This is a genomic window from Stenotrophomonas sp. YJH_SMC_94-11 (assembly GCF_059370435.1).
On the sequence record NZ_JCAFTR010000005.1, the window covers coordinates 113,300 to 128,728 of the forward strand.

The 15,429-nt window shown below is 67.0% G+C and carries 11 protein-coding genes and 1 pseudogene; 6 read left to right on the forward strand and 6 right to left on the reverse strand.

From position 1 onward, the window contains the following. Positions 1 to 7: 7 nt before the first annotated feature. The 4 genes from AC5P74_RS10970 to AC5P74_RS10985 are packed head-to-tail and all read right to left on the reverse strand — an operon-like array spanning position 8 to position 3,839. On the reverse strand, positions 8 to 2,065 hold the full coding sequence (locus AC5P74_RS10970; RefSeq protein ID WP_053499946.1) for a phospholipase D family protein: 2,058 nt from the start codon (positions 2,063 to 2,065) through the stop codon (positions 8 to 10). After that, complete coding sequence (locus AC5P74_RS10975; protein WP_005420984.1) at positions 2,062 to 2,679, reverse strand: YceI family protein; 618 nt, start codon at positions 2,677 to 2,679, stop codon at positions 2,062 to 2,064. The genes AC5P74_RS10970 and AC5P74_RS10975 overlap by 4 nt, the downstream gene beginning before the upstream one ends. Before the next feature lie 4 nt (positions 2,680 to 2,683). Further along, a complete protein-coding gene (locus AC5P74_RS10980; protein WP_005420985.1) occupies positions 2,684 to 3,160 on the reverse strand; it encodes a SixA phosphatase family protein in 477 nt (158 codons plus the stop codon). A gap of 49 nt (positions 3,161 to 3,209) precedes the next feature. Then, positions 3,210 to 3,839 (reverse strand): nucleotide-binding protein, encoded by a 630-nt coding sequence (locus tag AC5P74_RS10985; RefSeq protein ID WP_005420986.1) that lies wholly within the window; start codon positions 3,837 to 3,839, stop codon positions 3,210 to 3,212. Positions 3,840 to 3,962: 123 nt separating this feature from the next. Between AC5P74_RS10985 and AC5P74_RS10990 the strand changes: the two genes are divergently transcribed. Beyond that, the gene (locus AC5P74_RS10990) at positions 3,963 to 5,447 is read left to right on the forward strand and encodes an AAA family ATPase (RefSeq protein ID WP_005420987.1); all 1,485 of its coding nucleotides are present in this window, start codon (positions 3,963 to 3,965) and stop codon (positions 5,445 to 5,447) included. Between the two features lie 611 nt (positions 5,448 to 6,058). On the opposite strand, the gene AC5P74_RS10995 is transcribed toward AC5P74_RS10990, so the two are convergent. Then, positions 6,059 to 6,694: a tetratricopeptide repeat protein gene (locus AC5P74_RS10995; RefSeq protein ID WP_014035497.1), complete on the reverse strand. Its 636-nt coding sequence runs from the start codon at positions 6,692 to 6,694 to the stop codon at positions 6,059 to 6,061. Positions 6,695 to 6,863: 169 nt separating this feature from the next. Between AC5P74_RS10995 and AC5P74_RS11000 the strand changes: the two genes are divergently transcribed. The 4 genes and pseudogenes from AC5P74_RS11000 to AC5P74_RS11015 all read left to right on the forward strand — a co-directional run bounded on the left by AC5P74_RS11000 (position 6,864) and on the right by AC5P74_RS11015 (position 12,410). After that, the gene (locus tag AC5P74_RS11000; RefSeq protein WP_206619834.1) at positions 6,864 to 10,550 is read left to right on the forward strand and encodes an indolepyruvate ferredoxin oxidoreductase family protein; all 3,687 of its coding nucleotides are present in this window, start codon (positions 6,864 to 6,866) and stop codon (positions 10,548 to 10,550) included. 208 nt (positions 10,551 to 10,758) lie between these two features. Next, positions 10,759 to 11,091 (forward strand): helix-turn-helix domain-containing protein, encoded by a 333-nt coding sequence (locus AC5P74_RS11005; RefSeq protein ID WP_253135087.1) that lies wholly within the window; start codon positions 10,759 to 10,761, stop codon positions 11,089 to 11,091. A 33-nt stretch (positions 11,092 to 11,124) separates the two neighbouring features. Then, positions 11,125 to 11,373 (forward strand): annotated as a pseudogene (locus tag AC5P74_RS11010) (HipA N-terminal domain-containing protein); the annotation flags it as partial. A gap of 155 nt (positions 11,374 to 11,528) precedes the next feature. Then, positions 11,529 to 12,410 (forward strand): HipA domain-containing protein, encoded by an 882-nt coding sequence (locus AC5P74_RS11015; protein ID WP_495204919.1) that lies wholly within the window; start codon positions 11,529 to 11,531, stop codon positions 12,408 to 12,410. On the opposite strand, the gene AC5P74_RS11020 is transcribed toward AC5P74_RS11015, so the two are convergent. Then, complete coding sequence (locus AC5P74_RS11020; RefSeq protein WP_346608193.1) at positions 12,411 to 13,025, reverse strand: DUF938 domain-containing protein; 615 nt, start codon at positions 13,023 to 13,025, stop codon at positions 12,411 to 12,413. A 762-nt stretch (positions 13,026 to 13,787) separates the two neighbouring features. Here AC5P74_RS11020 and AC5P74_RS11025 point away from each other — a divergent pair. Beyond that, positions 13,788 to 15,419, forward strand: coding sequence for a TldD/PmbA family protein (locus AC5P74_RS11025; RefSeq protein WP_495204920.1), 1,632 nt, complete (start codon positions 13,788 to 13,790; stop codon positions 15,417 to 15,419). The last annotated feature ends 10 nt before the right edge of the window (positions 15,420 to 15,429 follow it).

Genomic DNA, 15,429 nt, shown 5'->3' on the forward strand with positions numbered 1-15,429 from the left:
AGCACCTTCAGAGAATGGGGACGAGGCCGGCGCCGAATGCGGTCAGCATGCGCACCAGCAGCCACTTCGGGCCGACGTTCACTTCGGGGAAATCACCGACGGGCACGTAGCAGCGATGGAAATCCGGGCTCTGCCGCGGCAGCGGTTGCGGGCAGTCCGGGCCGGGCTTGAACTCGTAGTCGGTGGCATAGCGCCACGGCCAGAAGTCGAGGATCGGCAGTGCTTCGGAGGCCTTGCCGACGCTGTAGTTGAGCCCGGACAGCACCGGCGGCTTGGCCCGCGGCGCCACCGTCCACGAGTTCTGCGGGTGGGTATCGCGCAGGATGCTCTCGGCCAGCTGCTCGGCGAAGGCCGGGTCGTCGATGATCACCGCACCTTCGGTGTTGTAGTTCTCGCTGCGCGGATCGAAGTTGTGGGTGCCGACCACGCCGATGCGGCGGTCGACCACCAGCGACTTGGCATGCAGGCCCATGCGCGCGCCCTTGCGGGTGACCGGCAACGGCTTGTTGACCGCCTTGCTGCCCAGGAAGGAGGGCCGGGTCTCGGTGCGCAGCAGGCGGGTCTCGACCTCGCTGCCGGCCGCGCGGCGGCGCTCGCGCGCGTTCTGGTAGGCACTGCCGGTGCGCGGGTGGTTCACCGGCCCCTGTTTGCCGGTGGGTGCCGGGTGCTCATCGCGATCGCGGCTGTCGCCGGCATTGCTGCCCGCGGCGCTGCCGCCAATCAGCGGATTGCGCCCGCCGTCGTCGTCACCTCCGGGCGCGGCGATCGGATCAGGCAACAGGTTGCGGTAGTCGACCGGTGCATCCAGCGGGAACGGCTTGTATTCGAAGATGTTGAAGCCCAGTTCGCGCATGTTGCGCCGCTTGTACTTGTACGACAGCGCATACACGATCGGGTTGTCGGTGGCCGCCAGGCTGTTGCTGGACACCACCACCCGCGGCGGCTGCGGGCGCTTGCGCAGCTCGCGGAACAGCTTCTGCGCCGGCTTGGACAACACCAGGTACGGCGTCTGCAGGATCACCTCCTCCTGCGCGCCGGCGATCAGCGCATCCAGCTGCGGCTCGGTCACGTGCTGGCCCGCCAGTGGCGCATCGGCCTTCTCGCGCCGGTGCTTGCGCGGCAGGTCGGCGACATAGCGCACCGAGGCCACCGGCAAGGCGGTATCGACGAAGGAACGGCTGACGAAGTCCATGTCATTGGCTTCGGCACTGACCCGCTGCACCCGCTCGGGGCGGCGGAAGCTGGCCGGCGGCAGGGTCGGCACGCCCTCGCGCAGCAGGGTGCGGCCGACATCGTTCAGGCGCTCGGCCGGCACGCTGCGCCTGGCATGCCAGAAGGCATCGAAGTTGGCGGCCATCGCCCGCGCCTCCGGGCCGGCGATCAGCACGTCGCGGTCGCGGAAGTTGTACTCGCGGTCCCAGTCGTAATAGTCGTCCTGGTAGTTGCGGCCACCGACCACGCCGATCGCATCGTCGATCACCAGCAGCTTGTTGTGCATGCGCTGGTTGAAGCGGCGGAAGCAGCACAGCACGCTGCCGGCATAGTCGAAGTAGTTCAGCCGGGCCTTGCCGAAGGTCGGGTTGTAGACCCGCAGCTGGAAGTTCTGGTGCGCGCCGGACAGCGCGCCGAGGATCTGCAGGTCGGAGATCGCCGAGAGCTGATCGATCAGCACGCGCACCTTCACCCCGCGCCGCGATGCAGCCAGCAGCTCGTCGATGACCAGCCGGGCGCTGTCGTCCTTGTCGAAGATGTAGGTCTGCAGGTCGATGCTGCGGGTAGCGCTGCGCAGCAGGTTCAGGCGTGCCACCAGGGCGCCCTCGCCCTCGTCGAGCAGGGTGGCGTAGTGGCGCGGCTGTTCCGGGGTGGATTCGGTGAACGCCCGGCCGGCCAGCGCACGCAGCGGTGAGTCCTGCGCGCAGCGGTCGGCGCGCTGGCAGCCGACCACGGTCGAGCGCGCCTGCACGGCGATCGCTTCGGCACGGTCGCGCTCGGCATGCGAAAGCGATGCACAACCGCTGCCCAGCAACACCGTTGCCAGCGCCAGTATACGCAGCAGGAGGTTCACGGTTTCGGCGCCTCGCTCAGGCGCGCACGTAATACGAAGGTCACTCGGTCACTCAGGGCTAGCTGCCAGCTGTCCATTCCATACCGGCCTCGCTGCACGGTACCGCGGCTGACGACATCGCAATCATAGCCGGGTCGGGCGCACTCCGCCTTCTCGACCCGCAGCGACTCGGGGTGGCTGACGCCGCGCAGGGTCAGCCGGCCGTTGATGTCGCCCCCCTGTTCCACCGTCTCCGGCCAGTACGGCAGCGAGTCGAACTCGACCACCGGATGGCGCCCTGCATCGAAGAACTCTTCGCCGCGCATCCAGCCGGTGTAGCGCGCCTTGCCAGGGATCTCCACCGAACGGGTGAACATCTTCAGGTGCACCTGGTGGCGCCCGTCGGACAGGATCTCGATGCGCCCCTCGAAGTGCGGGAATACGCCTTCGATGCGCTGGCCGAAACGGGTCCGCACCTCGAAACCGATCCGCGAGCGCTGGGTATCCAGGCGCAGTACCCGCGGCGCTTCGGCGGACACCGGCGGCAACGGGGTTGGTGGGGGCACAGCCGCCCAGGCCGGGCCAAGCGCCAGCAACGCGGGCAGCAGGAAGCGGCTGCGCCGCGCCTGGCTCATCGGATCACGGCCACCAGAACGCGTTCAGGCTGGCCACGCCCGGCTCGATCGAGACCTCGCGCGGGAAGCCGAGGACGGCCACGCCGCCCGGCGGCATGCCCCGGTAGTCGCTGCTGGTGCCGTCGGTCATCAGGGCCACCAGCTGCTCCAGGCCCGGGTTGTGGCCCACGATCAGCACCCGGTCCAGGTCGCGACGTTCGTCCACCAGCGCCGCCAGGGTGCCCGGGGTGGCTTCGTAGATCCGGTCTTCCAGGCGCTTCTCGACATAGCCGATGGCCGTCATCACCGCTTCCAGGGTCTCACGGGTACGTCGCGACGGCGAGCACAGCACGCAGTCCGGCAGCAGGTTGTTTTCCTTCAACCACTTGCCGGCGGCTTCAGCTTCGGCCAGCCCCACCGGCGACAGCGGCCGGTCGAGGTCGGCCTGGCCGGAAACGGCGGGTTCGGCATGGGCATGGCGCAGCAGGATCAGTTCACGCATCGCGGGTTTCCATGGAGAAGAGGATGCAGCAGGAGAAGTGAGGCAGGCATCAAAGCTTGAGCCAGGACAGCAGCGGTTCCCAGTCCGCCTGGTGTTCGCGCACCTGGGCGGAGCGATAGTCGAACAGGCTGCGGCCCAGGCCGGTCATGACCACGTAGCTCTGGCTGTCACGCAGCTGCGCGACCACCGGGTACGGCCATTCGGCCAGCATCTGCAATGCCTGCTGCGAGGTCTGGGTCCAGGGTTTGGTGCGGTTGAGGACCAGCCCTACCGGCAGCTTGCGGCTGTGCACGCGCGGGTTCTGGGCCAGGCTGTTGAGGAAGCCGACGATGGCTTCGATATCCAGCGCCGAGGGCAGCACCGGCACCACCACGGCGTCGGCCGCGTCCAGGAAATGGGGGATATCGTCGGCCAGCGCACCGGCGGGTGCATCGATGATGACGGTATCGGTACCGTCGGGCAGCTTCTGCGCCCACTGCTTCTTCCGATACACATCGATGGGGAGCACCGCGCTTTCCAGCCCGGCACGCCGTTGTGCCCAGCGGGTGCTGGAGCCCTGCGGGTCGGCATCGGCGATCACCGTGGCCTTGCCCTGCAATGCCGCGTACGCGGCCAGGTGGGTGGCGACGGTGGTCTTGCCCACCCCGCCCTTGGAACCGGCCACCAGGATCGTCTTCATGCCAGCCTCGCTTCCGGGTACGTGCCCCGAGCGTACACCGGCGGTGGTGACGGGAGGTAGCGCCGTGCTGAACCAGTGGCCATCGCCTTTGCTATCGTGGCGCCCCCGAAGGATCGAACCGGCATGAGCGAACTGCAGGACCTGAGCGCACTGATCCGCGCCAATACCCCCCTGATCGTGATCGAGACCCAGGATGAGGGGCGCATCGTTGAACTGTTCCGGCAGACGCTGATGCACGTGTGGCGGGCCCTGCACCGCTGGTCCATCACCGAGGGCCTGCGCCGCATCGACCTGGACCGCGAGGATCCGCCGGTCGGCCCGCCCGATGCCAGCGCCGCGCTGCAGATGATCCGCCAGGCTGATCAGCGCGGTGTCTACCTGCTGCTCGATTTCCACCCCTACCTGGGCTATGCCAGCCACCAGCGCGCACTGCGCGACCTGATCCAGCGCCGCCACAGCGAACCGCACGTGCTGGTGCTGATCGGCGCCAAGGTCGAGCTGCCGGCCGAGCTGGAAGCACTGGCGGTGCGCTTCAACCCGCGCCTGCCCGATGCCAATGCCCTGCTGAAGATGCTGCGCGAGGAGGCCGACGCCTATGCGCGCGAACACGGCGGCCGCCGTGTCGAGGTCGACAGCGAGGCGGTGAAGAAGATCCTGAAGAACCTGCAGGGCCTGAGCCTGGTCGATGCCCGCCGCATCGCCCGCCAGCTGATCTACGCCGATGGCGCGCTGCGCGACGACGACCTGCCGCAGCTGGCACGGCTGAAGTTCGAGCTGCTCAACCGCAGCGGCCACCTGTTCTTCGAGCACGACAGCGCACGCTTCGGCGACGTGGCCGGCGCCAACCGGCTCAAGCGCTGGATCAGCCAGCGCCGGGTGGCCTTCATCGCCGGCTCGGCACCGGCCGGCCTGGACCCGCCGCGCGGCATGTTGCTGCTGGGCGTGCAGGGCTGCGGCAAATCGATGCTGGCCAAGGCCACCGCCGCCGGCTTCGGTGTACCGCTGCTGCGCCTGGACGTGGGTGCGCTGTACAACAAGTACCACGGCGAGACCGAGGCCAACCTGCGCCAGGCGCTGGCCTCGGCCGAGCAGCTGGCGCCCTGCGTGTTGTGGATGGACGAGATCGAGAAGGGCCTGGCCAGTGGTGGCGAGGACGGTGGCGTATCGCGCCGCGTGCTCGGCTACCTGCTGACCTGGATGGCCGAACGCAAGGCGCCGGTCTTCATCGTCGCCACCGCCAACCAGGTGCACGAACTGCCGGCCGAGCTGCTGCGCAAGGGCCGTTTCGACGAGATCTTCTTCGTCGACCTGCCCACCCCCGAAGTGCGCGTGGAACTGCTGCGGCTGCATCTGGGGCGACGCCAGCTCAATGGAGACGACTTTGCACTGCCGGCGTTGGCGGCCGCGGCGAATGGTTTCTCCGGCGCGGAGATCGAGCAGGCGATCGTGGCCGGACTGTACGCAGCGCACGCCGAAGGCCGGCCGCTGGACACCGAGTTGCTGATGAACGAGATCCGCGCGACGAGGCCGCTGTCGGTGCTGATGGCCGAGCAGGTCGAGGCCTTGCGCGCGTGGGCGTCGGGGCGGACGGTTTCCGCGGACGATTGAGGTTCCCGCGAACGGCGCAGCCCCTCGTGGTTGGTCGCTCAAAGCGACAGTCGTGGTTGGCCGGGTGGGTAGGCTGCGCAGGGGGCGCTGCAAGTACGTCCCTGCGCAGCCTACCCACCCGCCCCCTGACAGTTTCCGGGGACGTCGGCCACGGAGAAGAAAAAAGATGATCAAAAGCAAAAGCCGGTCGTCTGGCCGCTTTCTGTAGAGCCGAGCCCACGCTCGGCTGCATTTCGATCAGATATCGAATAGTTGATTCCGATGCGGATTCATCCACGCATGGCGTGGATCTACCCACCGCCGCCGATAACCTGTCGGGGTCGAGGCGGTCTGGGGCTGCAGGACCGTTGGCGCCATGAATGGCGCCATCGAGCCCCCATGGGTGAGGGCGCTTTGCTTGCGAAGCACTGCTTCGCAAGCGCCCGAACGCCCAGCCTCCAGCGGCTGGGCCGGGCCGCGGAGCGGGGTTTACGGCGTGTCCTGCAGCCCCAGACCGCCCCGACCAAGCCACAGATAGCTCAGAGCCTGCTGTTGCTGTTGCTGTTGCTGTTGCTGTTGCTTCGGCCGTTGCCTCTGCGGGTGCCGGGTGCAACCCGGCGCAACCCCCTCCCTCAGGGCCAGGCCGGCGGGGCAGCCGCCCACGCCTGCTGCACTTCCGCCAGCGAGGCACGCTCGTCGTCGCGCCACAACGGCAGCAACTGCGCATAGCGGCTGCTGTCGCTCCATTGCGTCGGCTCGGTACGCACTGCGGCGGCGTACCACTGCACCGCCTCCTGCTTCTGCCCGGCCCGCCACAGCGCCAACGCATAGGTCGGTGGCAACCAGCCCGGCTTGCTCAGCGAACCACCGGCAGCGGCCTGCCATTGCTCCAGGGCGGCTTCGGGCTGGCCCTGACGCAGCAGGTCCCAGCCGTAGTTCCAGCGCACGCCACGGCCCAGGCTGCCCTGCACCGGCGCATCCTTCAGCGCTTCGCGATACAGCTGTTCACCCAGTTCGGTACGGCCCTGGGCAATGGCTACCGACGCCAGCTGCACGGTGGCCTCCACGGTACGCCGGCCGCGCTCGCGCTGCTTGAGCAGCTGCGCCACCAGCGCATCCCCGTCGGACTGGACCACGATCATGGGCACGGCGGCCGCATCGCTGTCGAAGTAGAACTCCTGTGGTGCCGGCACCGCCGGCGCGGCCCACACCGGGGCCGTTCCCGAGACCAGCAACATGCTGCCCAGGATCTTTCCTGCAACTGACATCCCTTCTCCCCAGGCCGCAACCGCAGCCTCCCTCTCTCTCCCCGATCCTAACCCCAGCATGGCCGCCGGCGCGAGTGCCGGGGCGGCCGGGCCTCGCTGCTACAATTCGCGCCTTTCCCGCCGCGTGCCTGCACGCGGCCGGTGCCAGCCGATCCTGACCGGGCCAGCCATGACCAGTACCGCGCAACTCACGTCGCCCTCCTCCACCGACCTGATCGACCGTGACTACACGCTCGACCACAAGTACACCCGCAACGAGGGGCGGATCTATCTGAGTGGCGTGCAAGCGCTGGTGAAGCTGCCGCTGATGCAGCGCCTGCGCGACGCGCACGAAGGCATCGACAGCGCCGGCTTCGTCAGCGGCTACCGCGGCAGCCCGCTGGGCGGCTTCGACCTGGAGCTGTGGCGCGCACGCAAACACCTCGACGCAGCCAAGGTGAAGTTCACCCCCGGCCTCAACGAGGACCTGGGCGCCACCATGGTGTGGGGCACCCAGCAGACCAACCTGTTCCCCGGCGCCAACGTGCAGGGCGTGTTCGGCATGTGGTACGGCAAGGGCCCGGGCGTGGACCGCTGCGGTGACGTGTTCAAGCACGCCAATGCCGCCGGCACCTCGCGCTACGGCGGCGTGCTGGCACTGGCCGCCGATGACCATGCCTGCCGCAGCTCGACCCTGCCGCATGGCAGCGAGGACGAGTTCGTCAGCGCGATGATGCCGGTGCTGAATCCGGCCGGTGTGCAGGACATCCTCGACATGGGCCTGCTGGGCTGGGCGATGAGCCGCTATACCGGGCGCTGGGTCGGCTTCAAGACCATCGCCGAGACAGTCGAATCGTCGGCCTCGGTCGAGGTCGACCCGATGGCGCGCCGCATCGTGCTGCCGGAAGACTTCGAGATGCCTTCGGGCGGTCTCAACATCCGCTGGCCGGACCCGCCACTGGACCAGGAAATGCGCCTTCACCGCTATGCGGTGAAGGCCGCACAGGCATTCGCCCGCGCCAACGGCATCGACAAGGTGGTGATGGACGCGCCGCGCGCGCGGCTGGGCATCGTCACCACCGGCAAGAGCTACCTGGACGTGCTGCAGGCGCTGGAATACCTGGGCCTGGATGAAGCCGCCTGCGCCGACATCGGCATCCGCGTGTACAAGGTCGGCATGACCTGGCCGCTGGAGCCGCAGGGCATCGCCCGCTTCGCGCAGGGCCTGGAAGACATCATCGTGGTGGAGGAGAAGCGTGCCTTCATCGAGCGCCAGATGAAGGAACAGTTCTTCAACTGGCCGGCCAGCTGGGGCCAGCGCCCGTCCATCGTCGGCAAGTACGACGAGAGCGGCGAATGGATCCTGCCGTCCACCGGCGAGCTGACCCCGGCCACCATCGCCGGCGTGATCGGCCGCCGCATCCAGAAGTTCTTCAACAACGCATCGATCGAGCAGCGGCTGCAGTGGATGCAGGAGAAGGAAGCCGAGCTTGCGTTGCCGCGCGCCAGCTTCCCGCGCGTGCCGCATTACTGCTCGGGCTGTCCGCACAACACCTCCACCAACGTGCCGGAAGGCTCGCGTGCGCTGGCCGGCATCGGTTGCCATTACATGGTGACCTGGATGGACCGCAGCACCGACACCTTCACCCACATGGGCGGCGAAGGCGTGACCTGGGCCGGGCAGGCGCCGTTCACCGATACCCCGCACGTGTTCCAGAACCTGGGCGACGGCACCTACTTCCACAGCGGCTCGCTGGCGATCCGCCAGGCGGTCGCCGCCGGCGTCAACATCACCTACAAGATCCTCTACAACGATGCGGTGGCGATGACCGGTGGACAGCCGGTGGACGGTCCGCTGAGCGTGCCGGACATCGCACGACAGATGCGTGCCGAAGGCATCCACACCATCGTGGTGCTGTCGGACAACATCGGCAAGTGGACCGGCCAGCGCGAGCACTTCCCCAGCGACGTCGAGTTCCATGACCGCAGCGAGCTGGACGAAGTGCAGAAGCGCCTGCGCGAAGTGAAGGGTGTTTCGATCCTGATCTACGAACAGACCTGCGCCACCGAGAAGCGCCGCCGCCGCAAGCGCGGCAAGCTGGAAGACCCGCAGAAGCGGGTGATGATCAACTCGCTGGTCTGCGAAGGCTGCGGCGACTGCGGCAAGAAGAGCTTCTGCGTGTCGGTGCTGCCGAAGGAAACTGAGTTCGGACGCAAGCGCGAGATCGACCAGTCCAACTGCAACAAGGACTATTCCTGTGTGAACGGCTTCTGCCCCAGCTTCGTCACCGTGCACGGTGGCCAGCCGCGCAAGGGCAGCAAGCGCGATGCGTCCACGCTGCTGGACAACCTGCCGGCGCCGACCCTCCGCGGCAGCCTGGAACAGCCCTGGAACATCCTGATCACCGGCGTCGGCGGTACCGGCGTGGTGACCATCGGTGCGCTGCTGGGCATGGCCGGCCACCTGGAAGGCAAGGGTGCAACCGTGCTCGACCAGACCGGCCTGGCGCAGAAGGGCGGCGCGGTAACCACGCATATCCGCATTGCCCGTCGCCCTGAAGACATCCATGCCGTGCGTATCGCCGCTGGCGAGGCCGACCTGGTGCTGGGCTGCGACATGGTGGTGGTCAACGATTACTGGGCGCTGTCGAAGGTGCGTGCCGGCCGTTCGCAGGTGGTGCTGAACACCTACGAAGCGATGCCGGGCACCTTCACCACCCGCCCGGACATGCAGTTCCCCGCCGCCGACATCATCGCCGGCGTGCGCGTGGCACTGGGCGGCCAGGAGCCGCTGCTGCTCGATGCCACCCAGCTGGCCACCGCGCTGCTGGGCGACGCCATTGCCGCCAACCTGTTCATCCTCGGCTATGCCTGGCAGCAGGGCCTGGTGCCGCTCTCGTTCGATTCACTGATGCGCGCCATCGAGCTCAATGGCGCCGCCGTGGCGATGAACCAGCAGGCGTTCGCCTGGGGCCGCCTGGCCGTGGTCGATCCGCAGGCCGTGCAGCAGGCGGCCGGCCTGGTGCGCAACCGCCATACCGATACCGAATCCACCCCGGGCCCGCTGCATCCGCTGCCGCCAGGCGAGTGGGAGGGCAATGAATGGGGTGCCACTGCGGCACCGCGCAACACCGGCGACGAACGCGAACTGCGTGGCCTGCCCTCGCACGGTGGCGACGTGGCGTTCCTGCCGCTGGACGACGCCCGCCTGTCGCGCTCGCTGGATGAAATGATCGAGCGCCGCGCCGCGTTCCTGGTCGAGTACCAGGATGCCGCCTACGCCAAGCGCTACCGTGACCTGGTAGCGCGCGTACGCGCCACCGAAGCCGACCGCATCGGCGGTTCCACTGCGCTGACCGAGACCGTGGCGCGGTACCTGTTCAAGCTGATGGCCTACAAGGACGAGTACGAAGTGGCGCGCCTGTACACCAGCGGCGACTTCCAGCGCCGCCTGCAGCAGCAGTTCGAGGGCGACTACCAGCTGCGCTTCCATCTGGCACCGCCGCTGTTGGCGAAGAAGGACGAGCAGGGGCGGCTGTTGAAGAAGGAATACGGCCCGTGGATGTTCAAGGCCTTCGGTCTATTGGCGAAGCTGAAGTTCCTGCGTGGCGGCCGCTTCGATGTGTTCGGACGCACCGGGGAGCGCCGCATGGAGCGCAAGCTGATTGCTGATTACGAGGCGACGGTGCAGATGCTGCTGGACGGGCTGGAGGATGACCGTCTGTCGCTGGCGGTGGAGATTGCCAGCATTCCCGAGCACATCCGCGGCTTCGGCCATGTCAAGGAAGCGCATTTCGAGCAGGCCAAGGCGCGCGAAGCGGCCCTGCTGGCGCAGTGGCGCAATCCGAAGGCGCTGCATATCGTGCAGGTGGCGTAACCGGCAGCAGGGCCCTACCGGCCCTTGGCCGACTGCCCGAAAGGATCTAGAGCCGGAAGCGCTGGCGATCCATGCCAGCGAACGTCGACATTTCAGAAATTGTCGCCGTTCCGTGACATTCTCGAAATGTTATCGAACGGCGACTTTTGATTAAATGTTGCCGAGCGCATACATTCCGCCTATGGACATCCTGCGAACGTCCCGAGACTTGGGCCTGGTCATCCGCCAGCGTCGCAAAGCACTCCGTTGGGATCAGGCCCAGCTGGCCGAACGCGTAGGCGTCAGTCGGCAATGGGTCATCGAAATGGAGAAGGGCAAGCCACGGGTGGAGCTGCAACTGGTGCTGCGGACGCTCAACGTCCTCGGCCTGATACTGGCTACGGGCACTGTCGAGGGAATGGCCTCCTCCGCTGCATCGTCGGAAATGCCTCTGGAACTGCCTGATATCGACACTATCGTGGATGGCAACGGGCTGCGCCCGGACGAGCACCGCGCGACTGCCATGACGTTGGGGCGTAGAAAGCCCCACAAGGCCGTCTGACAGCCCCTTCCTCCCGGACATCGTGCCTCCCGCATGGACCTCAACGTACTCCTTTCCAACAGACTGGCTGGATACCTGGGACAGGATGCACATGGCCATCCGACATTCCGGTATGCAGACAGTTGGCGCCAGACGCCGGGCGCCTATCCCTTGTCACTTGCACTTCCATTGACAGAGAACAGCGCGCCCGCTGCCACGCTCTCTGCGGTCCTGTGGGGGCTGCTGCCCGACAACGAGGCCCTTCTGCAGCGATGGGCTTCCCGGTTCCAAGTTTCGTCCCGCAACCCGGTCGCATTGCTGTCACATGTCGGTGAAGACTGTGCCGGTGCGGTCCAGTTCGTACGACGCGAACGGCTCGCCGCCGTACTTGCCGGTGAGGACGATCGGCAGGAGCCGCTGCCCCTCCATGAGGTCGCCAGCGCCTTCAGCGGATCCGAGTGGACCAGATTGCAGCGCGGCAACCCGATGATGTCGGCCAGTTCAGCCTGGCCGGGGCGCAACCGAAGATCGCCCTGATGCAACGCGACGACGGAGGTTGGGCAATTCCGGCCGGTCGCATCCCCACCACGCATATCCTCAAACCCCCCAGTGGCGACTATGACGGATTCGTGGAGAACGAGGTCTTCTGTCTGCGCCTGGCCAGTCAACTCGGCATGTCGGCTGCGTCCACTGAAATGATCTGCATGGAGGACGCACAGGCCATTGCGGTGACGCGCTTCGACCGCGTACGAACAGCACAGGGTTGGCAACGCGTTCACCAGGAAGACTTCTGCCAAGCGCTGGGTGTCATGCCACACATCAAGTACCAGAACCAAGGCGGACCGGGGCCGGCCGATCTGGCGCGCGTGCTTTGGGAACATTCCAGCAAGCCGCGAGCGGATGTCGAAAGGCTGCTGCAGGCACTGCAGTTCAACTATCTCATTGGCGGCACCGACGCGCATGCCAAGAACTATTCGCTGCTGATCGGCGCACAAGGAAACGTTCGCCTTGCCCCGCTGTATGACATCTCAAGTGCACTGCCCTATGCACACCTGCAGCAACGCAAGATCAAGATGGCCATGAAGATCGGCAGCCATTACCGCTGGTGGGATGTCCGCCTGGCGGATTGGGAGGCCACCGCTGATGGAATGACGCTGGACCCGCAGAAAGCACTGTCGGGCCTGTTCGACATGGCAACACAGCTGCCCGGCATCGCCCGGGCGTTGCTTGCGGAACTGCAGGCAGAGGGCATGCGCCACCCGGTTCTGGAACGTTTAGTGGATGGCATCAGTGCAAGCTGCCAGCACTGCCTGCGGCAATTCGAACAATCCGCTACCTGATCACCCCAACCGCCACAGCAATAGCCGGTTATTGGCCGGCATTGCCACGTCACCCAACCGGGTGAACCCGTTGTCCGCCGCCAGCGCCTGCACCGCTTCGCTATCGCGGATACCGCTGCGCGGGTCGCGCGCCTTCAGCCAGGCATCGAACTGCGCGTTGCTGTCGCTGGTGTAGCGGCCGCCGTAATTGAACGGGCCGTAGACCGCCAGCAGCGCACCGTGGCGCATCAGCGGCGGCAGCGCGGCGAACAGCGCCTGCACGTGCTCCCAACCCATGATGTGCAGGGTATTGGCAGTGAACGCCGCATCGAACGAGCTGCCCTCCGGCAGGGTCAGGCCCACTGCCGGCGGCAGTTCCACCTGCAGCGCCACGGGCGGCAGCAGGTTGAGCAGAGCCGCCTCGGCGCGCCACGCCTCGATGCCAGGCAGATGGTCCGGATGGTCGCTGGGCTGCCAGCGCAGCCACGGCCAGCGCTCGGCGAAGAAGGCTGCGTGCTGGCCGGTACCACTGCCGATCTCCAGCACCCGATGGCGGTCGCCCATCCACGGGTCGAGTGCGGTGGCGATGGGTTCGCGGTTGCGCTCGCAGGCTTCTGAATGCGGCTTGCTCGACATCAGGACGGTGTCCAGGCGGGGTCGGCTCCATTGTGCACGAGGGGGTGTTGCTCGGCAGGGCTGCGCCCTGCACCCGCCGAAGCCGGAACCAGAGCCAGAGCAACGTCAAAAGCTGGCGTTCCGTGGGTTGGCGGGGTGGGCCCGGTTGCGGGGGACGCCGTAAACCCGTCCTTGGGGGCTTGGCCGCGCCTTGCTCGTGTGCGCTGTCCTGCGCACACGGCAAGACCGGGGTTGGGCGTCCTGCCCAACCCGCCCGCGGCATGCCTCGGGCCCATGCCGCGGACATCCCCGCAGCCGGACCCACCCCGCCTTCGACAGCTTCCAGCGATCTGTTGGAACGGCTCTTGGGGTCAGATCCGTTTTCCGCAGGAAAACGGATCTGACCCCGGATTCATTTCGATATCTGACAGAAAAATCGTGTCGACCAAGGTCGACACCTACCAACAGCCGCAGGAATCTGTCAGAGGTGGGGCGGTGTCGGATTGCGGGGTGTCAGCCGCATGGATGCGGCTGCCGAGCCCCCATGGACGGATTCACGGCGTCCCCGCAATCCGACACCGCCCCGCCCACTCACGGAATGCCCGCTTTTGACGTTGACGTTGCCCTGGCTTGAAGCAGGTGCAGGGCTGCAAACCCTGCCGAAACCCACCCAACCATGACTGCAGTCACTTGCCCGGTTGCGCCGCGCTGGCGAAAGTCAAGGAGTTGACGTGATCGGTCCGGCGCGTTGCCGACCGCACGCAAGCGAGAGAGAGAAACGCTGTGCAACGACGTGAGTTCCTGGCTTTTTCCGGCCTGGGCCTGGCCGGCCTGCTGCTGCCGCATTCCCGTGCCATCGCCGCCGAGCAGCTGCTGGCGCCGGTCGATACCGCCCAGCGCCGGCGCTTGGCCGAGGTCGCGCTGGCCACCGCACGCACGGCCAAGGCCAGCTACTGCGATGTGCGCATCGGCCGCTACCTCAACCAGTCGGTCATCACCCGCGAGCACCAGGTCGGCAATGTGACCAACCGAGAATCGTCCGGCGTGGGCGTGCGGGTGATCGTCAACGGTGCCTGGGGCTTTGCTGCAACCCATCAGCAGACCGAGGCCGCCGTGCGCGCAGCGGTCGAGCAGGCTGCGGCGATCGCCCGCGCCAACGCCAGCATCCAGACCCGCCCGGTGCAACTGGCACCCACGCCGCCCGTCGGTGAAGTGCGCTGGCAGACGCCCATCCGCAGGAACGCGATGGCGGTGCCGATCCAGGACAAGGTCGAGCTGCTGCTGGCCCTCAATGCCGCTGCGCTGGATGCGGGCGCCGACTACATCAATTCCACCCTGTTCCTGGTCAACGAGCAGAAGTACTTCGCCTCCAGCGACGGCTCGTTCATCGACCAGGACATCCACCGCATCTGGTTGCCGTTCACCGCCACCGCCATCGACAAGGCCAGCGGCAAGTTCCGCACCCGCGCCGGCCTGTCCTCGCCGATGGGCATGGGCTATGAGTTCCTCGATGGCGATGCGCGCGGCAAGGTACACCTGCCCGGCGGCATCACCGCCTACCGCGATTCCTACGACCCGGTCGAGGACGCCATTGCGGCCGCCCGCCACGCGCGCGAGAAACTGAAGGCGCCGTCGGTGAAGCCCGGCAAGTACGACCTGGTGCTGGACCCGTCCAACCTGTTCCTGACCATCCACGAGAACGTCGGCCACCCGCTGGAGCTGGACCGCGTGCTCGGCTACGAAGCCAACTACGCCGGAACCAGCTTCGCCACGCTGGACAAGCGCGATGCCGGTTTCCGCTGGGGCAGCGACATCGTCACCTTCTTCGCCGACAAGACCCAGCCGGGCAGCCTCGGTGCGGTCGGCTATGACGACGAGGGCGTCAAGACCCAGCGCTGGGACCTGGTGCGCGACGGCATCCTGGTCGACTACCAGGCCACCCGCGATGAAGCCCACATCCTCGGCCGCGATGCATCGCATGGCTGCAGCTATGCCGATTCCTGGTCCAGCGTGCAGTTCCAGCGCATGGCCAATGTCTCGCTGGCGCCGGGCAAGCAACCGCTCAGCGTCGCGGACATGATCAAGGACGTGGACAACGGCATCTACATCCACGGCCGCGGTTCGTATTCGATCGACCAGCAGCGCTACAACGCGCAGTTCGGCGGCCAGCTGTACTACCAGATCAAGGACGGAAAGATCGCCGGCATGGTCGAGGATGCGGCCTACCAGATCCGCACGCCGGAATTCTGGAATGCCTGCACCGCCATCTGCGATGAACGCGACTTCCGCCTGGGCGGCTCGTTCTTCGACGGCAAGGGCCAGCCGGGCCAGGTCTCGGCGGTCTCGCACGGTTCGTCCACCACCCGCTTCAACGGCATCAACATCATCAACACCGCGCGCAGTCTCGGCGCTTGAGCCACCCATC